Raw genomic sequence first — 20,317 nt, forward strand, 5'->3', positions numbered from 1 at the left:
CGCGCTGATGGTAGTGTGGGGTTACCCATGTGAGAGTAAGTCATCGCCAGCTCATTATTCGAACACCCTCAACTCACGTTGGGGGTGTTTTTTTATGCAAAAAGAAAATAAAGTTAGAAAAATAAAATTATAAAAAGAAAGGAAACATAAAAGTGAAGGCAAAATAAAACCATCTGAGGATGGCTTTAATTCAACGGGTATTGGCTACTTTATTAAGCTAGTAAGTCAAAATTAAAGTGCATCTTTTAAGTTTTTTTGGTGCTGTTTGACTTGTTTCGCGTAGCGTTTACCTTGCTTTTTCATTTTTCGATTACTATTGTAGCCAGTAGGTCCCACATTGTAATAGGCCAAAGCTTTAGGCCATTTACCCGACTGATTTTTATAATGATTTAAAATAAATGTACCACAGTTGATATTGGTATGTTCATGGAATAAATCGCCAGGACAAGTCTGCTGCCAATAACGTGGAATAATTTGTGTGAACCCAACTGCACCTGAAGGTGAAACAGCATAGGCACGATAATTCGATTCTTGTCTAATAACTGCAGCGACAAGCAGAGGATCAACATTATGTTGTTCTGCACTTTGTACAATGATTGGTGCTACACGATTTGCTGTATCAGGATGCACAGCATAAGCCTTTTGGATCCCTGTAGAAAGTTTAGCTGAGCGTTTTGCAAGAGAACCACCTCCTAGTGGAGAGCAAGCTGCTAGCGTTAAAACAGTACAACCAATACTGAATATTTTTATAGATGGATATTTTCTAAAAGTATTAAAAATCATATTAAAACTATATCTGTCATTTTGGCGTATGTGAGTATATATACTGATTTTGAGGTGAGCGATTGACCTAGTCAAGCCATTCACAGATTTGAATTGTATCGTGTCAGCATAATACAGAGGTTTCGTTTTGTTTTATCGAATGATTGGATAAACCAATGGAGTCCGATCTATCCTTAGGTTTAATAATATGTCAAATTGATGACAAGTTTTTTATTTAATATAAACTATTGGAATAGAACAAATAAACTGCAATTTTAAGATAAAAGTACGTACAATATCGGCTTTTTAGCACTTTGAAAATTGCTTATTGCACAGGGAGTAAGTGTGTTAGAAGTCTTTGTACAATTATGTGGTGGTATTGGTCTATTTTTGATTGGTATGACCATGATGACAGACAGCTTAAAAAATATGGCAGGGGAAACTTTGCGTATTTGGTTGTCTAAATTTACAGGCTCACCCATTAAAGCTGTGCTTTCAGGCATCGGTTTAACCTTAATTGTACAATCTTCTACAGCAACGACTTTAGCCACAATTGGTTTTGTCAGTGCGGGTATTCTTACTTTTGCTCAGGCAATTGGTGTCATTATTGGCGCGAATATTGGCACAACCAGTACGGGTTGGATGGTGGCATTTTTAGGTGTTAAATTTTCCATCACCAGTTTTGCATTACCTTTGCTGGGTTTGGGTGCAATGCTCAAATTATTTAGTCAGGGGCGAGTTGCATTATTTGGAATGACATTGGCAGGTTTTAGTCTGATTTTCCTTGGCATTGATATGTTGCAAGTTGCCATGTCAGGTTTTGCTGAACGTGTCGATTTATCAGTATTTTCAAGTAGATCTTTGATTGCGCAACTCAGTTTGGTTTTGGTCGGTATTATCATGACCATTCTGTTGCAATCTTCAAGTGCTGCAATTACCGCGACCTTAGCAGCATTGGCCAGTGGTGCGATTGATTTGCAACAGGCTTTAGGTTTGGTGATTGGACAGAATATTGGTACGGTGGCGACAGCCATTATTGCTGTAATTGGTTCAACTGCAAATGCCAAACGTACTGCAGTGGTTCATGTGATTTTTAACATCATTTCAGCCATTTTTGCTTTTATTATTTTAAAACCGTTATTTCTTGAGCTAACACAAAATCAACGTCTTATGGCAACATGGGACAATGTGGTGATTGTTGCTGCATTTCATACAGCATTCAGTATTTCTGGTACTTTGATTATTTTGCCTTTTATCCGTCAGTTCGAAAAACTGATTATGAAAATTATCCCAGATCAAACTCAATCGGTTTTATGTTATCTCGATCAAGCGAGTTTATCTGTGCCCGCCTTGGCTATTCATGCTGCATCAAAGGTGATTTACCATAGTTTGTATGACGTTTTGGTGATGCTAAAACTGGCTATCCAAGAGGGAAGATTACCTTCAAAAGTACGTTTATTACAGCTAGATGAAGTACTCATTCAAGTCCAACGCTATTTGGAAGAAATGTCGATTTCAGAAAATGAAGCCGATCAACAGCGTTTAATGGCGATGCTTCGTTTGATGGTGTATTTACGTGTTTTACGAAGTGATTTGGAAAATATTACTTTAGCAAAAGAAATACGCACCCAACCTGCAATTTATCAAGTTGGCTTAGATTTTGTACAAATTCTTGATGAACATCTAAAAGAAATGGATGATTTTGATGTGCATAAACATGTACTAAGTCTAAATACCGAATTATCTAATTTGAAAAAATGGACAGAAGATCAACGTGCCGAAAACCGTGAAAAAATGCTGCAATATATTGCCGTGAATCAGCTCAATGCTGCGACAGGTTTAGAGTTGTTGGCGGCACAACGTTGGTTGGATCGCGTGATTGCGCATGCACAGCGCTTAGCTAACGTGTTGGTTGAAAATTCACGTAAACCAAGTTAATGATTTTAGGCTATTTTTTCGATAGTTACTTTTATATTTAAAAATGGCCTAAGCGAATTCACTTTTAATCTCAATCAAGCGTATAATTTGAGCATCGTTTTTTACAGTATTTTTTCAATGACTCCAGCAGCTAAACTTTTAAAAGCCAAGAAAATTCAATTTTCTATGCATGAATATGAACATGATCATAATGCTAAAAGTTTTGGTTTAGAAGCTGCGGAGAAGTTAGGCTTAGATGTCACAGAAGTATTTAAAACTTTATTGGTCAGTGATGATAAGCATTATTTTGTGGCGATTTTACCTGTCCATCACCAATTAAATCTAAAAAAAGTTGCGGCTGCTTTTCAGTGTAAAAAAGTACACATGGCTGATCCTAAAGATGCTGAGCGTTTGACAGGTTATTTGGTTGGAGGCATTAGTCCAATCGGGCAGAAGAAACAACTGAAAACAGTGATTGATGCATCCGCTCAACAGCTTGCAACTATGTATGTGAGTGGAGGGAAGCGTGGATTAGATATTGGTTTAACACCAAGCGATTTGGCAAAAGTTTTAAATGCTAATTTTGTAGATATCGTAGATGCATGATATGTTGCAATTTACATTGAATGGCGTCCAAATTAAGCAATAAATAGGGTAATTAAGAACTCGTATTGATGATTTTTTAACAAACTAAATTTTATGTTATATTAATGAAAGTTAAGAAATTCTGAGAGGTGCAGTATGGGTAAGCGTCTTAAAGACTACACAATCGAAGATCGAAAAGCTCGTCCAATGTGTCCAGCTAAACCCATTGACTTTGGTGATGATGAGACTACCAATCGCATTATGTTAGATGCTGCTAAACGTGTAATTCGTAGGCATAAAAAAGAACTTATTGCGCTTGCTCACAAATGAGTCTAATGACCTCAACTTTTGTCGTTGCTGTCTATTTTGATATATCTTTATTACGTTATGAGGCAGTCATTTAGAGTGACTAAATTTTCTGCCTCATGACTTAATATCAGCCAAAAACTTGCGAAATCTCTCTCACATCGCAAACATAGACGAATAGTCAGATGAAGTTTACAAAACTTACAAGAGAATAGTTGAATAATAATTACAATAATATATTATAAAAACATATATTGTTTTGGGTGTTCAAAATGCATGATTATCTGCTGGCATTAATCGGTGGTGGATTGCTTGGTCTTGCAGTCGTGGGCTATTTATATGTTCATGGTCGTATTGCAGGCATTAGTGGTTTACTGGCTCAAGTATTAAATCCGCAAACGCTGTTCAAAACGCCTGCATTGTGGTTTGTGTTAGGTATTTTCATTGTGCCTTTTTTCTATGGCATCGTGGCTCAACCTAAAGTTGAATTGAATGCAAGCCCATTGATGATGATTGTGGCGGGATTGTTGGTTGGTTTCGGTACTCGTTTGGGTTCGGGTTGTACCAGTGGACATGGTATTTGTGGCATGAGTCGTTTATCTAAGCGCTCCATTGCAGCAACAGCTACCTTTATGTTAGCTGGCTTTATTACCGTTTATGTTATCCGCCATATCACAGGAGCATTCTAAATGAAAAATTTCTTAGCCTTTGTTTTCGGTGGTATTTTTTCAGCTGGATTGATTCTTTCTGGTATGTCGAATCCTGAAAAAGTTTTAAACTTCCTCGATCTTTTCGGTACATGGGATGCAAGTCTGGCATTTGTTATGATGGGTGCAATTGCGGTTGCCTTTATTCCATTCCAAAGAATTATGCGCCAAGCTGAACCAAAAACCATTTTAAATGAACCAATTGATTTGCCTAAACAAACTCAAATTGACTCTAAACTGATCACAGGTAGTTTTATTTTTGGTATCGGTTGGGGCGTTGCAGGAATTTGTCCAGCGCCAAGTCTAACCTTGATTGGTTTAGGTTATTATCAAGCAATCTATTTCATTGTTGCAATGTTGGTGGGGATTCTCATTCATCGTAAGGTTGCAGGAGCATAAGATGCACGCAGATATTCAGCATTTTTTTGATGAAAATACTAATACATTCAGTTATGTGGTAAGTGATCCTGTAACGCGTCAATGTGCCATTATTGACAGTGTGTTGGATTATGACCCTGCATCTGCGACTACTTCAACAATTCATGCCGATGAAATCATTGCTTACATCCAAAAAAATGAATTAACGGTTGAATGGATTTTAGAAACGCATGTGCATGCCGATCACCTGACAGCTTCTCAATATTTAAAAGAGCAGTTGGGTGGTAAAATTGCCATGAGCCATAAAATTTCGATTGTGCAAGAAACATTTAGTGCTATCTATAACTTGGATATCAAGTATTTCAATTCACATCAATCATTTGATTATCTGTTTGACGATCATGAAACTTTTACGATTGGTGAATTACAAGCCTATAACATCCCTACACCGGGGCATACGCCTGCTTGTTTAAGCTATGTGATCGGTGATGCTGTATTTGTAGGTGATACTTTGTTTATGCCTGATTATGGTACGGCACGTTGTGATTTCCCGAAAGGCAGTGCAGGGCAGTTGTACGATTCTGTGCAAACGCTATACGCATTGCCTGAAGAAACACGAGTGTTCTTATGCCATGATTATCTACCAGAATCACGTGAACAATATGAACATGAAACACTGCTCAAAACTCAAAAAGAGCAGAATATTCATATTCATACAGGGGTAAGCAAAGCTGAATTTATTGAGATGAGAACTCAGCGTGATGCTACTTTAACGATGCCTAAATTGATTCTGCCATCAATTCAAATCAATATGGACGCAGGTAAGTTCCCACAACCTGAGGCCAACGGCATTCGTTATTTGAAGTTGCCTTTGAATTATTTTAAATAAAATTTTAAGAAAAGTTCATCTTGTATGTTATTGCTTAGGCTCACACAAATAGCCTAAGCAATATTATAAGTTTCACCGTAAAAAGCACATATAAAATTTGATTTATAAACTCAAAACTCATTAAATAGATCAATCATTTGAATTCAAGTTTAGAGTCTATTTTATGTTGTTAAATTATCAAATCACGCAAAATCAGCCTGAATCTACATTGCCACCTTTGGTTTTTATTCATGGTTTATTTGGTAGTTTGAGTAATTTAGGCATGCTCGCACGTGCATTTCAAGAACAGCGCACCGTAATTCAATTAGATGTGCGCAATCATGGTAAGTCTGCGCATTGTGATGACATGAATTATGCAGCAATGGCACAAGATGTTTTAGAAACGTTGAACAGCTTGAATATCGAACAGTTTTCTGTGGTTGGGCATTCAATGGGCGGTAAAGTTGCAATGACTTTAGCTCCTCTGGCTGCTGGGCGTTTACAGCAATTGGTTTTATTGGATATTTGTCCTTTTGCTTATCCTGAAAATCGTCACGATCAAATTTTTACAGCCTTGTTTGCTGTGCAAGATGCACAAGTTGAAAGTCGCCAAGCGGCAATGGAAATTATGCGTGAGCATCTTCAAGAAGAAATGGTTGTGCAATTTTTGATGAAGTCATTTAGCAAAGGGCAATGGTTATTTAACTTAAATGCGCTACATGAACATTATGCCGAAATTTTGTCATGGCAGACGGTGCATAGTGATGTCAATACTTTGTTTATTCGTGGCGGTAATTCACCTTATATTGAGTTACCTGAGCATTATGCCGCTATTCAAGCACAGTTTCCTCACGCAAAAGTTGAAACAGTCGCTCATGCAGGGCATTGGTTGCATGCCGAAAAAACAGCAGAGGTATTGGCATTCATGACTGAGTTTTTAGATTAATCTTGTCTAGTATTTTGCATCATTCGATGATCTAAAATGATCTCAGTTTTTAAGTCAATTTTAAACCAATACTTCATTTGGAGTATTGTTTTTTTCTTCACACTGATCTGCATAGATGAACGGTTTAGCTTTTATTCTCAACAATAAAAAAGAGCTGATGTTGAATCATCAGCTCTTCATTTTAAACTTAAGCAACCTTAAATTGCTTATGCTTTTTCTTCTTCATTGCCTGCAAGTTGCTTTAGCAAATGCTTTTCAAGATAGTGAATATCCATTGCTTGTTTGCAGAAGTTTTTATCTTGCAGAATTAAGTCTTTGTGCAAAGGAATGTTGGTTTTAATTCCTGTTAAGATGGTTTCATCCAAGGCTTGACGCATACGCGCAATACTGGTTTCACGATCTTTACCATGCACAATCAGTTTAGCAATCATTGAGTCGTAATACGGCGGAATGCTATAACCTTCGTAGATGTGTGAATCTACACGAACACCTGCACCACCTGGGGCATAGAAGTGTTCAATTTTACCCGGTGAAGGTACGAAGGTGGTTGGGTCTTCTGCGTTAATACGACATTCGATTGCGTGACCACGAATTTCAACCTGATCTTGCTCAATGTCTAAACCTAGACCTGCAGCAATACGCAATTGTTGTTCAATGATGTCAATGCCTGTCACCATTTCAGTTACAGGGTGCTCAACTTGAACACGGGTATTCATTTCAATGAAGAAGTATTCGTCATCTTCAAATAAGAATTCGAAAGTACCTGCACCACGGTATTGCATTAACTTACATGCATTAACACACGCTTCTAAAATATCGGCACGTGCTTGTTCTGGTAAGTTAGGTGCTGGCGCTTCTTCAAGCACTTTTTGGTGACGGCGTTGTAATGAACAGTCGCGGTCATAAAGGTGAATCGCGTGACCATTACCATCAGCCAATACTTGTACTTCTACGTGGCGTGGCTTTTGTAAGAAACGCTCCATATAGACCGTGTCATCACCAAACCACATTTCTGCATCACGTTGAGCTGCTTGAACTGATTCAAGCAAGGTGTCTACGCGCTCTACAATACGCATACCACGACCACCACCACCAGCAGCAGCTTTTACAATGAGCGGGAAACCAATTTCTTTGGCTTCAGCTAAAGCATTGTGCGGTGTAACGGCGTGTGCTGAACCTGGTACAGTTGGTACGCCAGCTTTACGCATTGCAGTAATTGCAGAAACTTTGTTACCCATTAAGCGAATATGCTCAGGGCGTGGACCAATGAAAATGAAACCTGAACTTTCTACAATTTCAGCAAATTCGGCATTTTCAGCAAGGAAACCATAACCAGGGTGAATGGCATCTGCACCTGTAATTTCTGCTGCAGTAATAATTGCAGGAATATTCAGGTAACTTTCACTGCTCGCACCCGGACCAATACACACGGCTTCATCACAAAAGCGTAAGTGCATCAGGTCTTTATCGGCATCTGAATAGATACCCACGGTTTTGATCCCTAAAGTTTTGCAAGCTCGGGTGATGCGCAGGGCAATCTCACCACGGTTTGCAATTAAAACTTTTTGCAACATTGTGAATCCCCGAGGTCTTAAGCGCGGTAGCGGAAGAGTGGTTGACCAAATTGAATCACTTCGCCATTTTTAACTAGAATTTCTTCAATCACGCCACTTTGAGTTGCTTCAATTGGGTTCATGATTTTCATTGCTTCGATAATGCCAAGCGTTTCACCAGCAGAAACAGTTTGACCCACTTTAATAAATGGTGCTTCACCTGGGCTTGGTGCTGCATAGAACACGCCAACCATTGGAGAAGTTTCAACAGCACCACGTGGTGAAGATTTAGGTGCAGATGGTACTTCTGCAGAAGGTGCAGGCATTGCAGGAACTGCTGCCGCTACTACTGGACTGCGACGAGTTAATGCAATCGACTGATCGCCTTCTTTAACTTCAATCGCTTGTAAGTCAGATTCAATCATCAAGTCGATGAGTTTCTTGATTTTACGAATATCCATGGACAGTATTCCTAGTTTAAGATTGTGTAGTAGGTTGAATTTTTTCAAGAACAAAGTCGAGTGCTGCGGCATAGCCTTTTGCGCCTAAACCGCAAATCACACCAATGGCTTTGTCTGATAAATATGAATGATGTCTAAACGCCTCACGTGCATGCACATTCGACAAATGGACTTCAAGAAATGGAATAGCGACCCCTAACAAGGCATCACGTACCGCAACAGAGGTATGCGTTAATGCAGCAGGGTTAATAATGATATATTGTGTGCCATCTAACGCGGCTTGATGAATTCGGTCTACAATTGCGCCTTCCCAATTACTTTGGAAAGTATCTATAGAAATTGATGCTTTTTGCGCTTGTGAAATGAGCTGTTGATTTATATCCTCAAGAGTGAGGTAACCATAAACTTCGGGTTCACGCTTTCCTAGCAAATTTAGATTCGGTCCATGAATAACCAAAATGGTCGAACTCATTCCGCTTGCTCCAATAAATAATTGCAATAATACTTTGCAAGATGTCTGCAAAGTTTGCTAATTATGGCATAAAATTCCACATTTTTTTTGTAATTTGTTTAATTTGACGTAGAAAGCGTGTGCCAAAATGAGGCTCTATAATGAAAACTTTGCAGGGAATTCGCAATGTTAAAAAATTACATTTTTAGTTTTTTTTGCTGATTTTTATATTCTAAAACAACTGACCAAATCTATTCATTTGTTTTCTGTAACGACTGATCAAGCGAGTGACTTGAACTGGTTTGATTCGGAATGTCAAAGCCAGAAAACAACCAACATCAATATCGCATTTCTTTATAGCATGTAATTCCTTGCTGTTTATAAAAAATGGCGATTCCATTTTTTCAGTTCATTCAAAGTAGATGACCACACAAACTGCAGTGGATCATCTAATACGTTTTGTGATCATCGTTCAAGTGGTTATGGATTCGATAGAAAGATCATTTCGATAATAAGATATTTTAAAAATTCAACTTTATTTAAATAAAACATGAGCTTAAATGGAATGCTTTGATTGATATATTTATCTATATTTTAGTCTGGAATAGATGCTCCTACGCTGCGTATTATATTTTGAGTGGGGTGCTGTTTTTTATGTACACTTTAATTAAGTTGTAGATTGATCACAAGACCAAGCACATGCACGATCTGCACGGATATCTACCTCATTTAAAAATATGACGTGGTATCGAACAAAAAAACGGTGATGAAAGTTTCAGCAATTTTTTTCTAGCCAATGTTCTTCTACTCAATAGCCCGCAGCATCTACATCATAGATAAAATTTTAGAACGCATTGACCTTTTATTTCAAAAATCACCTTAAAAATGGCGTTATCGTAAAGTAGAGCAATATGTTCGGTATTGGCAAAAGTTAAGTGATCTTGTTCTGAATCTTGCTTTATTTGCTGTTAAAGCTCAGAAAAGCTTAATCCGTCTGTTGTTTCTCTGTTGCAGAAGGTGCTGCATCAAAACTGACAATCACTTTTAAACCTTGCGGTTGGTTAGCCTGAAATTGAAGTAGGTAGCCATATTGCTCTAATAATACTTTGACTAGAGTTAGACCTAAGCCATAGCCTTGTTTATGCGCAGATTTACGCCAAAAACGCTGAGTCAGAATGGTAAAATCATCTTCATTCAGGCTTTTGCCTTGGTCTGCAATGATCAATTGCAGGTCTTGCATATAAATTTGAATGTTTGGCGCATCCTCTGCATGCAAATAAGCATTTTGAATCAAGTTTTTCAGTACCATGTGCAACGCAGGCGCTGGAATATTAATGTGTTGTGCTACCAAACTCGCCCAATCAATCTGTAATTTCGCTGATAAATTGGGATATTCCACAGTCAGTTCCGACAAGACTGTTTCTAATACGCTACGCATATCTGCATGGCTATGTGCCGCTTGAATACCTGCTTCAGTTTGACTGAGCAATAACAGTTGTTCCAAAAGTTGTTGATAACGTTGGATGCTGCGTTCTGCGTGTTTTAAATTGTCGATGACTTTGGCTGTATCTTGGGCAGATGCGGTTTGATTCAACATCAATTGGCTCAGTTGCACATGCGTTTTAATAGCCGTTAACGGCGTGCGCAGTTCATGCGCAGCAAATGCACTAAAGTTTTTTTCGTGTTCCAGACTTTTATGTAGGCGTTCAATCAGCATCAATAAGTTATCGACAAAAGGCTGAATTTCTTTAGGAATTTTTTGTGATCTCAGTTCAATTAAATAACGAGAAGCTTCATCTAAAGATTGTTTTTTCTGAATTAAGTGGCGGGTGATGTGATCGAGCGGTAAAAACTCCAGACGGATAATCCACAAAATTAGCAAAATACAAATAATCAAAGTAAGCAGTAAAGGAATCAGTACCGACTGTAAAATTTGTTTAAGTAGGTTTTGCCGTAACTGAATTTTTTCAGCCACCACCACCTGAACTTCACCTTCACGCAGTACATAACTACGCCATTGCAGTCCATTTTCTGTCCATGTGCTGAAACCGACTTGTTGGTTTTTTAAATTTTTCGGTGCGCCTTGAGTGCGTGCAATCACATGCTGTGGTAATGAAACATTGGTACGGAAAATAGAGACTTCACAAGCAATTAAACTATGTAGCAAGGCATTTTCTGATTCGGCATGCAAACTTTCTGTGAGTTGTTCTAGGGGCAGTTGCTGAATCAGGCGGGCGACCATACGGGCTGAGGTAGAAAGTCGTTCATCCAGCGTATTTTGTAAGCGTTGTTCCAAGTCATGGTAGAGCCATGCAAAGACAATCACCCACAGCAAAATAAATGCACAGCTGATGGTCGATACCAAACGCCATTTCAGACTGTAGTTTTTCATGTCAGCAGCTCAGGTTTAAAGATGTAGCCGACACCACGCACCGTTTGAATAAAATCGGGGTGGATTTTATGCCGTAAATGGTAGATATGCACATTTAAGGCATTGCTTTCGATACTGTCTTGAAAGCCATACACTTTATCTATCAGTTCTTCATTTTTTAAGATTTGGTTCGGATGCCGTAAAAAGGTTTCCAATAGGCTATATTCACGGCGTGAAAGCTGAATGTTTTGTGAATGCCAACTGACTTCTTGTGTATCGAGGTTCATGTGTAACTGACCACTTTGCAGTTGGTTCGATGAATAACCACGATGACGGCGGCTTAATGCATATACACGGGCAATCAGTTCATTTAATTCAAAAGGTTTAGTTAGGTAGTCATCTGCTCCTAAGTTGAGCGCCTGTACGCAGTCTTGAGTATGATTCCGCGCGGTTAATACCAATACTGGAATATGAATGGCATCTTTACGCCAGTTTTCGAGTAACTGTAAACCATCTTGGTCAGGCAGACCTAAATCGAGCAGGCACAGATCTACCGCACTATGACGTATGAAGTAATCGGCATTGCGCGCGTTATTCACGTGTTCGACTGAAATACTTAAAAATTCGAGTGCTGCCACAATACTTTGGGCAATATAAGGATCATCTTCCACCAAAACGACGAACATATTTGCTCCTATACCACAGTCAGCCCAATATATGACACATCTCGATCACGCCACAAATTTAGATTAGGCACCTACAATGCTCAAGTTTACAAAGAAAAATCTTTATTAATGTTCTCTTAATCTACACTTACCGATAATACAGTCAGTTTTTTAATTTTTAGTATAAATACATGATTTTTATTCGCGTCATTGCTTATTTTGTGTTGAGTCTGTGTGCGGTGTGGGTCAATGCTGCCAATGAATTTTTAGCGTCCGATCAAGCTTTTAAGTTTCAGGCGACGTCATTGTCTGAACAAACGGTTGAACTGAAATGGGATGTCGTACCGCATTACTATTTATATCACGATCAATTCAAAGTCAGTCAGGCTCAAAAGCCGCTTGCTTTTAAATTGCCTGCAGGGCAGGAAAAAGATGATCCGACTTTCGGGCTGACACGTGTGCATTATGGGCAAGTGACAACACAGATTCAGGTGAAGCCTAATCAGCAATATCAAATTACTTGGCAAGGCTGCGCTGAAGATGGTTTGTGTTATCCCGTACAGCGTAAAACGATTCAAACCGATGCCGATGGTTTATTGCCACAGCATAATTTAAGTGCGGGCAAAGGTAATTTACTTCAGCAACTCAATCAGAATAATCAGGCTGCTTTAAACACTAACTTAAATGATGCAGATAAGCATCAAGCCAATGGTTCTAGTACACAAAAACAAGTTACGACAACTGCAAACACTGTAACGACAAAAGAACTCAAACTTGAACAGCAAACGCTAGAAAACAAAGCACAGCTTGCTGAAAATGCGGTTGCTGTAACACAAGCTGATCCTAAACTTACCCCTGAATCAGTAGAAAACGTTGATTTAGCAAATTCCTTAGAGATTGAAAATACAGATACGGCATTGACAGACAATACATTCGCTGCATCAGCCAATTCAAGCAATACGGAAACAGCCAGTAGTACGAGTCTGAATCAGCAATGGAACAATGATCAATTTTTCCTGAATTTATTGTCTGGGCAAGGGTTGTTACTGAATGCGTTTATCTTTTTAGGTTTTGGGGTATTACTGGCTTTTTTACCGTGTTCATTGCCGCTGATTCCAATTCTTTCTGGCATTTTGGTGCAGCGCAATACAGGCTATAAAGCGGCAGCAATTGCGATCACCTTTATCGTCAGTATGGCGCTAGTCTATGGCTTGATGGGCGTTGTTGCGTCACACATTGGTTATAGCGTACAGCGTTGGTTCCAAAATCCCGTAGTGATTGCAGTTTTTGCTATGTTGTTTGTGCTCTTTGCTTTAAACCTGTTTGGACTGTATCAGTTCTCATTACCACAAGCAGTGTTACAGCGTTTAGATCGTATTCAGCAATATCAAAAAGGCGGTACTTTATTGGGTGCGGGCGTTATGGGGGTGATTTCTGCACTGATTGTCGGGCCATGTATGAGTGCGCCTTTAGCGGGAGCATTGCTGTACGTCTCACATTTGGATCAAGCAGCATTGGGTGGTTTATATTTGTTCCTGCTCGGTTTAGGTATGGGAATTCCTTTACTTATTGCCAGCGTGTTTGGCGCGAAATATTTGCCAAAGCCAGGTTTGTGGATGGAACGGCTAAAATTTAGCTTTGGTTTTATCATGTTGGCAATGGCTTTGTATTTTGCTCGTCCGCTATTTTCTGTGACTTGGTACTATGTTGCTTTTGCCGTGGTGTTATTTGCCTTCGCTGCATATTTAATCGCAATTTTGCGCCACGTGTTACATCGTCCACAGCGTTTTTCGTTATTGGCTTTGGCGGCAGTAATCGCCAGTAGTGGAATTTGGCATGTCAATCAGAGTATTGCCAGTGTCAATGCGCAGGTACAAGCAGACCAATTACAGCCATGGATCAAAGTACGCACAGAACAAGAGTTGAATGCAGCTTTGGCCGCACATGCTCATCAAAAGATTGTGATTGATGTCTATGCCGATTGGTGTGTGGCGTGTCAGCCGATTGAGCGTGATGTGATTCCTCGTACCGATGTGCAAGATGCTTTAAAGCATGTGGTGCGGATTAAACTCGACTTAACCGAACAGCATCCTTCACAAGATGCCTTATTGAAAAAATGGCAGATTTTAGGGCCGCCAACGTTGTTATTTTTGGCAGATCCACAACGGGAACAACGTGAATTGCGTCTAACAGGTGCTTATAACGCAGCGCAATTGATTCAAAATATTCATCAACTGCAAGAGGCTGCGCCATGATTCAATCCGCAGTCTTGCAGTTAGGCATGTTGATGATTCCATGGCCATTGGTGTTTTTATTGCTAGGACTGATTGTCGTCTTTGCAATGGGTAAATTTTTTCAGCGTCGTTATACATGGAATGCACAGACTTGGACAGGTTATCAGGATGCATTATGGAATGCGCTGTGGATTGGTGCTTTAGTTGGGCGGGCAGTTTTTGTGTTGCAGCATTATGAGCTGTACTTTGCCAACCCGATTGATATTTTAAAAATTCAGGACAAAGGCTTTCATCTGATTGCCGCAGTTATGGCAGGTGTGGCGTGGTTTGTCTGGAAAAATCGCGCTATTCAACGTGTTGTTCTGGCGTGGGTGGTTGCGCTCTTTATTACAGTACAAGTTGTAGGTTGGAGTCTTATCCAACCTTTGCAGACGCAGCATGCCTATCCCAATCTAGTATTGCACAACCTAGCGCAACAACCTCAAGATTTAGCTCAATTTTCAGGTCAGCCCACCGTGATTAATCTCTGGGCGACTTGGTGTCCAGTTTGTCACCGTGAAATGCCTGTTATGCAACAAGCACAGCAAGATTTCCCCGAAGTTAATTTTGTTTTTGCCAATCAAGGCGAATCTGCAGCAGAAATTCAAGCCTATTTACAGAAACATCAATTTCAGTTTGAACACGTGTTATTAGACCCTGCAGCCAGTTTAGGGCAACACTTTAATATGTTCGGTTTGCCTAGCACTTTGTTTTTTAATGCACAAGGCGAATTGGTCGATCATCACATGGGCGAATTGACCAAACCAATGTTGCAGCATTATCTAAAAAAGATACAAGCGAACCCATCAACACGAACTTAACGATTTGAAAGAAAAACCGCCATGAACACAAAATCAAGGACAATCAATATGACATCAAACATCAAAAATAACATGCTGAAACTGGCGATAGGTATGAGTCTTGCCAGTAGTGTGAGTATGCTGCAAGCACAGGACAACCTCAAACAGCACATTGAAAAAGAAGGTTTTAAGTTTGTGCAACAAATTCAAGCACCTGCACAAATGACAGGTTGGGCAGGGCATATTGAACAAAGTCCTGCGACAGTGTTTATTTCCAATGACCAGAAATACTATATTGTAGGCACTTTGTTTGATGCACAAGGCAATAATTTAACCGTCGATGCTTTAGACCGTTATGTGAAAAAGTCGGTACTTGAAGATGTGTGGCAAAGTCAGGAACACGCTACTTGGATTCAGGATGGGCAAACCAGTGCTGAAAAAATTGTCTACGTGTTTTCAGACCCGAATTGTCCGTATTGCCATACCTTTTGGAAGCAGGCACGTCCGTGGGTAGAATCTGGCAAAGTTCAGTTAAGACATATTATTGTGGCGGTGATCCGACCTGAAAGCAAAGGGCAGGCCGCGACTTTATTAATGGCGAAAAACCCACAGCAGACCTTTAATGAGTTTCATCGTCAATACGGTCAAAAGAAATTAATTGAACAAAAAAATGTGCCTGTACATGTAGAAAAAACCTTAGAACAGAATCAGGCACTGATGGATAAATACGAGTTCTTTGCTACACCTGTTGTGCTTTGGAAAAATAAACAGGGCGAATTACAGTCGGTACAAGGAATGCCAAAATCTATGAAAGATGTGTTTGAGTGATTTTAAAAATTTCCGAGCAAATATCTAACTGAATATTCAAATCTAAAGCGCAAAAAAGCTTGCTCTAATTGCATTGGAGCAAGCTTTTTGATGTAAAAGATTCAGTCTTTTATTTCTGAATACGAATCGCAAATTGAATGACGTGGGATTTGCCCTGATGCAGTTTGCCTTCTGAGCGTTCTACATCGCCCACAAAGAAATGAATCAGATGATCGTGTTTAAAATGGCTTAAAAACTCGATAGGATCGTACAGCATTTCTACTGCACGTGGGCCGCCCGTTTTATATTCTAGCTGACGAGTAGAATACAGCTCACCAACAAATAAACCGCCGTTGACCAAAGTTTCGCGCACGCCATTTAACACTTTTTGCTGTGTTTCAGGGTTAAAGTGACCAAATACACAAATCACGTTGTCATATTGATTCGCTGGCCAATTCACCTGACTTAAATCTTGCTTTCGTGTATTTAAACTTAAACCACGTTGCTGTGCATAGCCTTGGGCCTTATCTAAAGCAACTTGCGAGTAGTCCCACAAATCTGCTTCAAATGCTTGCTCATTGGCTTGTGCCACAGCTGCCAAATATAACAAGTTACGACCTTCACCTTCGGCCAAGCCCAAAGTTTTGCCGTGAATAGGCAGTTTTTGCGTAATGTCCTGAATGAACGCATTGGCTTGTTCACCATAAATATGGTCATGTTGGCTGTAGCGTTCATCCCATTCATTATGGATATTTAACATAGTTTCGACTCGGTAAATAATTTGATGCTGTTATTCGGCTGTAGATGGAGAAAACTCTTTAAATGCTGCCACGGCGTTTGCGGCATACATGAGTGATGGGCCACCGCCCATATAAACAGCAATACCTAAAATTTCATTCAATTCTTCAAAAGTCATGCCCATTTTGACCAAAGTTCTGACGTGAAAACCGATACAACCATCACAGCGTTGTGCCACACCAATTGCAAGCGCAATAAACTCTTTGGTTTTGGCATCAATTACGCCGTCTTTCATCGCAACTTGTGATAGGGCATTAAAGCTTTTAAGTAAATCGGGAGATTGTTCTTTAATGGATTTGATATTAGACGAAATTTCAGCAGTGAGTTCGGTATATTTCATGTTGTTTCACCATCAAGCAGATTAGAACCTAAAGACAATATACCATACATTTAAATATATTATGTTTATATATATTAATTAGCAGCTTTGCTTAAATTCAGTAAATCTGTATTTATAGCATTATCAATTCACCTAAATCACTTTATAATGTTGTCGCATATTCTGGAGTCGCTATTATACCGTTGCGATGACTTCAAACCTCATTTTTAAGTCTTATTCTCCCTCTTGATTCGGCTTATAAATCAATATTTTATAATTTTGTGTCTGAGTAGGCACATACAATAGGTGCCTGCATGGAAATTAAAGTCAATTATTTAGACAACTTGCGTCTTGAAGCTAAATTTGACGATTTTACCGTCATTGCCGATCAGCCCATCCGTTATAAAGGCGATGGTTCTGCGCCAGGCCCATTTGATTATTTCCTTGCGTCATCTGCATTGTGTGCTGCGTATTTCGTGAAGGTTTATTGCCAATCACGTGATATTCCAACCGATAATATCCGCTTATCTCAAAACAATATTGTCGATCCTGAAAACCGCTATAAGCAGATTTTTAAAATTCAGGTGGAATTGCCTGCAGATATTTCTGAAAAAGACCGTCAGGGGATTTTACGTTCTATTGACCGTTGTACCGTAAAGAAAGTCGTGCAAACAGGCCCTGAGTTTGTGATTGAGCAAGTCGAAAGCATTGATGCCGATGCACAAGCTTTGCTGATGCCGAACTTGACTTCATCTCAAGCGACCTTTATTGCAGGTAAAGATTTACCGCTTGAAGAAACCATTGCCAATATGTCAGGTATTTTGGCAGGTTTGGGCATGAAAATTGAGATTGCCTCATGGCGTAATATCGTGCCAAATGTCTGGTCATTACATATTCGTGATGCGCAATCGCCAATGTGTTTTACCAATGGTAAAGGCGCAACCAAAGAAAGTGCATTAGCATCTGCTTTGGGTGAATTCATTGAACGTTTGAACTGTAACTTCTTCTATAACGATCAGTTCTGGGGTGAAGAGATTGCCAATGCCGAATTTGTGCATTATCCAAATGAAAAATGGTTTAAGCCTGGCCCAAATGGTGAATTGCCTAAAGAAATTTTAGATGAATATTGCTTAGAAATTTATGATCCTGAAGATGAGTTGCTGGGCACACATCTATATGACACCAACTCAGGCAATACCGAACGTGGTATTTGTTCATTGCCTTTTGTCCGTCAGTCAGATGGCGAGACCGTATATTTCCCATCAAATTTAATTGAAAACTTATATTTAAGTAACGGGATGAGTGCAGGCAACACGCTGGCAGAAGCGCAAGTACAGTGTTTATCTGAAATTTTTGAACGTGCAGTGAAGCGTGAAATTATTCAGGAAGAAATGAGTCTGCCTGATGTACCGCAAGAAATTTTGGCAAAATATCCAAGCATTGTGGCAGGTATTCAGGCTTTAGAAGAACAAGGTTTTCCAGTATTGGTGAAAGATGCGTCTTTAGGCGGTCAATTCCCTGTCATGTGTGTGACCTTAATGAACCCACGCACAGGCGGTGTCTTTGCGTCATTTGGTGCGCATCCAAACTTTAAAGTCGCTTTAGAGCGCAGCTTAACTGAACTATTGCAAGGGCGTAGTTTTGAAGGTTTAAATGATTTACCACAGCCGACCTTTAGCACGAATGCGGTAACTGAGCCGAATAACTATGTTGAACACTTTATTGATTCTAGTGGTGTAGTGTCTTGGCGTTTCTTTAGCGCGCAGGCAGACCATGAATTTGTAGAGTGGGATTTCACCAACAATGGTCAATATAGCAATGTCGAAGAAGCTGAGGCTTTATTTGCGATTTTAGAAGAAATGGGCAAAGAATCCTATATGGCGATTTATGAACATTTAGGTGCAACTGCTTGCCGAATTTTAGTCCCTGATTATTCAGAAGTGTATTTGGTAGAAGACCTGATTTGGGATAATACCAATAAAGCTTTGCTGTACCGTGAAGACATTTTAAATCTGCACCGTTTGGATGATGTACAACTTGAAGCTTTAGTTGAGCGTTTGGAAGAATGTGAGCTAGATGACTATACTGAAATCAAAACCTTAATTGGCATTGAATTTGATGACAATACCGTTTGGGGACAGCTCACTATCCTTGAATTAAAATTGTTGATTTATTTGGCATTAGAACAGTTTGAAGAAGCTAAAGATTTAGTCGAAGCATTCTTACAATACAACACCAATACCGTAGAACGTGGCTTGTTCTATCAATGTATGAATGTCGTGCTTGAAGTTATTTTAGATGACGAAATGGATATTGCCGATTATGCTGTCAATTTCCGCCGTATGTTTGGCAATGAACGTATGGATGCAGTCATGGGTTCTGTTGAAGGCACAGTACGTTTCTATGGTCTAACCGAAACCAATATGCAGCTTGAAGGTTTAGATCGTCATTTACGTTTAATCGACAGCTACAAAAAACTGCATAAAGCACGTGCCAAGTTTGTTGGGCTGAATAAAGACTAATCTTGCAGAAGTAGAACGCTGTTCTGATTTGAATCACCGTCCAAGAAAAAGACTCGGCTTTAAAAGTCCGAGTCAGGTATTATGGCAACAACATGGTGTTGCATTTCAAATGCTATCTAAGATTTGCTGTTGCTATAGGAAAGGCAAAATAATAACCCTCGTTGTTGAGGGCTATTTCATTTAAGCGAGATGGTCACGAACAAATTGAGGATCTAAAATAAACAATTTAATCAGTGATTGAGCTGCTCCTGAAGGTCTTCTAACACCTTGCTCCCAAGATTCCAATGTACGTTTAGAGATACCTAAAATTTTAGCAAATTGATCTTGAGTGAGTTCAGACTTTCTTCGTGCTAAAGCAACATCTGTTTCATTGATCACAGTTTTTCTTGCTGCGTTATTAGCAAGCATTTGTTTAACGCCTTCTAATAATTCAACATTTAAGTCTCGTTTTGCTTCTCGAGCTTCCAATTCTTTGTCACTTAATAAACGACTCATTTCAGTAACTCCGCTAATTGTCTAAGTGTCTTTTTCTCAAGTTGGGTAATTGTGTCTTTACTATATAAGGTCAATAACCAAATTTCGCCATTTGCTAAACGGTTGTAATAAATTACACGAACACCACCTTGTTTACCTTTACTCTTTCCACCCCATCGAATTTTACGAACGCCGCCAGTACCAGGTTCTACATCTCCTGCTGTAGGGTTCTCGGCAATGAAAATTTTAAAGTCATTGTATTGTTCTTCAGTCCAATAGTAGGGATATTCATTGGTAAAAAAAGTAGTCTCACAGATGGTATACATCAAACACCTTTATACTACTTTGTAGTGT

Annotated in this window: 21 protein-coding genes; 11 read left to right on the forward strand and 10 right to left on the reverse strand. The window is 39.4% G+C overall.

What is annotated here, in order from left to right:
* Window positions 1–231 precede the first annotated feature (231 nt).
* A complete protein-coding gene (locus CF596_RS09870) occupies window positions 232–783 on the reverse strand; it encodes a transglycosylase SLT domain-containing protein (RefSeq protein ID WP_096902336.1) in 552 nt (183 codons plus the stop codon).
* A gap of 324 nt (window positions 784–1,107) precedes the next feature.
* Here CF596_RS09870 and CF596_RS09875 point away from each other — a divergent pair, with 324 nt between their 5' ends.
* From CF596_RS09875 to CF596_RS09900, 7 genes are all read left to right on the forward strand, one after another.
* Window positions 1,108–2,700, forward strand: a complete 1,593-nt coding sequence (locus CF596_RS09875; RefSeq protein ID WP_096902337.1) for a Na/Pi symporter — start codon at window positions 1,108–1,110, stop codon at window positions 2,698–2,700.
* A gap of 117 nt (window positions 2,701–2,817) precedes the next feature.
* Entirely contained in the window at window positions 2,818–3,285 is a 468-nt protein-coding gene (ybaK, locus tag CF596_RS09880; RefSeq protein ID WP_096902338.1) for a Cys-tRNA(Pro) deacylase, read from the forward strand.
* Window positions 3,286–3,420: 135 nt separating this feature from the next.
* Window positions 3,421–3,594 (forward strand): hypothetical protein, encoded by a 174-nt coding sequence (locus CF596_RS14765; protein ID WP_004973856.1) that lies wholly within the window; start codon window positions 3,421–3,423, stop codon window positions 3,592–3,594.
* Window positions 3,595–3,842: 248 nt separating this feature from the next.
* On the forward strand, window positions 3,843–4,259 hold the full coding sequence (locus CF596_RS09885; RefSeq protein ID WP_004973854.1) for a YeeE/YedE thiosulfate transporter family protein: 417 nt from the start codon (window positions 3,843–3,845) through the stop codon (window positions 4,257–4,259).
* The gene (locus CF596_RS09890) at window positions 4,260–4,676 is read left to right on the forward strand and encodes a DUF6691 family protein (RefSeq protein WP_004973852.1); all 417 of its coding nucleotides are present in this window, start codon (window positions 4,260–4,262) and stop codon (window positions 4,674–4,676) included.
* A 1-nt stretch (window position 4,677) separates the two neighbouring features.
* Window positions 4,678–5,544 carry an MBL fold metallo-hydrolase gene (locus CF596_RS09895; protein WP_004973849.1) on the forward strand — a complete coding sequence of 289 codons (867 nt, stop codon included), beginning with the start codon at window positions 4,678–4,680 and terminating at the stop codon, window positions 5,542–5,544.
* A 163-nt stretch (window positions 5,545–5,707) separates the two neighbouring features.
* Complete coding sequence (locus CF596_RS09900) at window positions 5,708–6,469, forward strand: alpha/beta fold hydrolase (protein ID WP_096902339.1); 762 nt, start codon at window positions 5,708–5,710, stop codon at window positions 6,467–6,469.
* Between the two features lie 206 nt (window positions 6,470–6,675).
* Here CF596_RS09900 and accC read toward each other — a convergent pair whose 3' ends face one another.
* The 5 genes from accC to CF596_RS09925 form a co-directional block, all read right to left on the reverse strand.
* Window positions 6,676–8,043 carry an acetyl-CoA carboxylase biotin carboxylase subunit gene (accC, locus tag CF596_RS09905; protein ID WP_004973841.1) on the reverse strand — a complete coding sequence of 456 codons (1,368 nt, stop codon included), beginning with the start codon at window positions 8,041–8,043 and terminating at the stop codon, window positions 6,676–6,678.
* 17 nt (window positions 8,044–8,060) lie between these two features.
* Window positions 8,061–8,483, reverse strand: coding sequence for an acetyl-CoA carboxylase biotin carboxyl carrier protein (gene accB / locus CF596_RS09910; protein WP_004973838.1), 423 nt, complete (start codon window positions 8,481–8,483; stop codon window positions 8,061–8,063).
* A gap of 16 nt (window positions 8,484–8,499) precedes the next feature.
* Complete coding sequence (aroQ, locus tag CF596_RS09915; protein WP_096902340.1) at window positions 8,500–8,955, reverse strand: type II 3-dehydroquinate dehydratase; 456 nt, start codon at window positions 8,953–8,955, stop codon at window positions 8,500–8,502.
* A 964-nt stretch (window positions 8,956–9,919) separates the two neighbouring features.
* Entirely contained in the window at window positions 9,920–11,326 is a 1,407-nt protein-coding gene (locus tag CF596_RS09920) for an ATP-binding protein (protein ID WP_096902341.1), read from the reverse strand.
* Window positions 11,323–11,991 carry a response regulator transcription factor gene (locus CF596_RS09925; protein WP_096902342.1) on the reverse strand — a complete coding sequence of 223 codons (669 nt, stop codon included), beginning with the start codon at window positions 11,989–11,991 and terminating at the stop codon, window positions 11,323–11,325. The genes CF596_RS09920 and CF596_RS09925 overlap by 4 nt, the downstream gene beginning before the upstream one ends.
* A gap of 170 nt (window positions 11,992–12,161) precedes the next feature.
* Here CF596_RS09925 and dsbD point away from each other — a divergent pair, with 170 nt between their 5' ends.
* From dsbD to dsbG, 3 genes are read left to right on the forward strand one after another with little or no spacing between them, the layout of a single operon-like run.
* Window positions 12,162–14,225 (forward strand): protein-disulfide reductase DsbD, encoded by a 2,064-nt coding sequence (gene dsbD / locus CF596_RS09930; protein ID WP_096902343.1) that lies wholly within the window; start codon window positions 12,162–12,164, stop codon window positions 14,223–14,225.
* Entirely contained in the window at window positions 14,222–15,064 is an 843-nt protein-coding gene (locus CF596_RS09935; protein ID WP_096902344.1) for a TlpA disulfide reductase family protein, read from the forward strand. Before dsbD ends, CF596_RS09935 begins: the two co-directional genes overlap by 4 nt.
* A gap of 48 nt (window positions 15,065–15,112) precedes the next feature.
* Window positions 15,113–15,871 carry a thiol:disulfide interchange protein DsbG gene (dsbG, locus tag CF596_RS09940; protein ID WP_096902345.1) on the forward strand — a complete coding sequence of 253 codons (759 nt, stop codon included), beginning with the start codon at window positions 15,113–15,115 and terminating at the stop codon, window positions 15,869–15,871.
* Window positions 15,872–15,980: 109 nt separating this feature from the next.
* Here dsbG and CF596_RS09945 read toward each other — a convergent pair whose 3' ends face one another.
* Together CF596_RS09945 and CF596_RS09950 are read right to left on the reverse strand one after the other, a co-directional pair.
* Window positions 15,981–16,610: a class I SAM-dependent methyltransferase gene (locus CF596_RS09945; RefSeq protein WP_096902346.1), complete on the reverse strand. Its 630-nt coding sequence runs from the start codon at window positions 16,608–16,610 to the stop codon at window positions 15,981–15,983.
* Window positions 16,611–16,640: 30 nt separating this feature from the next.
* Entirely contained in the window at window positions 16,641–16,988 is a 348-nt protein-coding gene (locus tag CF596_RS09950; RefSeq protein ID WP_004973824.1) for a carboxymuconolactone decarboxylase family protein, read from the reverse strand.
* 293 nt (window positions 16,989–17,281) lie between these two features.
* Here CF596_RS09950 and CF596_RS09955 point away from each other — a divergent pair, with 293 nt between their 5' ends.
* The gene (locus tag CF596_RS09955) at window positions 17,282–19,489 is read left to right on the forward strand and encodes an OsmC domain/YcaO domain-containing protein (protein WP_096902347.1); all 2,208 of its coding nucleotides are present in this window, start codon (window positions 17,282–17,284) and stop codon (window positions 19,487–19,489) included.
* A gap of 180 nt (window positions 19,490–19,669) precedes the next feature.
* Here the strand turns inward: CF596_RS09955 and CF596_RS09960 are convergent, their stop codons facing one another.
* Complete coding sequence (locus tag CF596_RS09960) at window positions 19,670–19,984, reverse strand: helix-turn-helix domain-containing protein (protein WP_004973819.1); 315 nt, start codon at window positions 19,982–19,984, stop codon at window positions 19,670–19,672.
* Window positions 19,981–20,289 (reverse strand): transcriptional regulator, encoded by a 309-nt coding sequence (locus tag CF596_RS09965; RefSeq protein WP_096902348.1) that lies wholly within the window; start codon window positions 20,287–20,289, stop codon window positions 19,981–19,983. Before CF596_RS09965 ends, CF596_RS09960 begins: the two co-directional genes overlap by 4 nt.
* Between the last annotated feature and the right edge of the window lie 28 nt (window positions 20,290–20,317).

This window comes from Acinetobacter sp. YT-02 (assembly GCF_002412355.1).
In the GTDB taxonomy this organism is placed as follows: Bacteria; Pseudomonadota; Gammaproteobacteria; order Pseudomonadales; family Moraxellaceae; genus Acinetobacter; species Acinetobacter towneri.

What these genes read in the sequence shown, in the direction of transcription:
- CF596_RS09870 (WP_096902336.1), bottom strand. Translation starts at nt 783, where the DNA reads ATGATTTTTAATACTTTTAGAAAATATCCATCTATAAAAATATTCAGT.
- ybaK (WP_096902338.1), top strand. Translation starts at nt 2,818, where the DNA reads ATGACTCCAGCAGCTAAACTTTTAAAAGCCAAGAAAATTCAATTTTCT.
- CF596_RS14765 (WP_004973856.1), top strand. Translation starts at nt 3,421, where the DNA reads ATGGGTAAGCGTCTTAAAGACTACACAATCGAAGATCGAAAAGCTCGT.
- CF596_RS09885 (WP_004973854.1), top strand. Translation starts at nt 3,843, where the DNA reads ATGCATGATTATCTGCTGGCATTAATCGGTGGTGGATTGCTTGGTCTT.
- CF596_RS09890 (WP_004973852.1), top strand. Translation starts at nt 4,260, where the DNA reads ATGAAAAATTTCTTAGCCTTTGTTTTCGGTGGTATTTTTTCAGCTGGA.
- CF596_RS09895 (WP_004973849.1), top strand. Translation starts at nt 4,678, where the DNA reads ATGCACGCAGATATTCAGCATTTTTTTGATGAAAATACTAATACATTC.
- CF596_RS09900 (WP_096902339.1), top strand. Translation starts at nt 5,708, where the DNA reads ATGTTGTTAAATTATCAAATCACGCAAAATCAGCCTGAATCTACATTG.
- accC (WP_004973841.1), bottom strand. Translation starts at nt 8,043, where the DNA reads ATGTTGCAAAAAGTTTTAATTGCAAACCGTGGTGAGATTGCCCTGCGC.
- accB (WP_004973838.1), bottom strand. Translation starts at nt 8,483, where the DNA reads ATGGATATTCGTAAAATCAAGAAACTCATCGACTTGATGATTGAATCT.
- aroQ (WP_096902340.1), bottom strand. Translation starts at nt 8,955, where the DNA reads ATGAGTTCGACCATTTTGGTTATTCATGGACCGAATCTAAATTTGCTA.
- CF596_RS09920 (WP_096902341.1), bottom strand. Translation starts at nt 11,326, where the DNA reads ATGAAAAACTACAGTCTGAAATGGCGTTTGGTATCGACCATCAGCTGT.
- CF596_RS09925 (WP_096902342.1), bottom strand. Translation starts at nt 11,991, where the DNA reads ATGTTCGTCGTTTTGGTGGAAGATGATCCTTATATTGCCCAAAGTATT.
- dsbD (WP_096902343.1), top strand. Translation starts at nt 12,162, where the DNA reads ATGATTTTTATTCGCGTCATTGCTTATTTTGTGTTGAGTCTGTGTGCG.
- CF596_RS09935 (WP_096902344.1), top strand. Translation starts at nt 14,222, where the DNA reads ATGATTCAATCCGCAGTCTTGCAGTTAGGCATGTTGATGATTCCATGG.
- dsbG (WP_096902345.1), top strand. Translation starts at nt 15,113, where the DNA reads ATGACATCAAACATCAAAAATAACATGCTGAAACTGGCGATAGGTATG.
- CF596_RS09945 (WP_096902346.1), bottom strand. Translation starts at nt 16,610, where the DNA reads ATGTTAAATATCCATAATGAATGGGATGAACGCTACAGCCAACATGAC.
- CF596_RS09950 (WP_004973824.1), bottom strand. Translation starts at nt 16,988, where the DNA reads ATGAAATATACCGAACTCACTGCTGAAATTTCGTCTAATATCAAATCC.
- CF596_RS09955 (WP_096902347.1), top strand. Translation starts at nt 17,282, where the DNA reads ATGGAAATTAAAGTCAATTATTTAGACAACTTGCGTCTTGAAGCTAAA.
- CF596_RS09960 (WP_004973819.1), bottom strand. Translation starts at nt 19,984, where the DNA reads ATGAGTCGTTTATTAAGTGACAAAGAATTGGAAGCTCGAGAAGCAAAA.
- CF596_RS09965 (WP_096902348.1), bottom strand. Translation starts at nt 20,289, where the DNA reads ATGTATACCATCTGTGAGACTACTTTTTTTACCAATGAATATCCCTAC.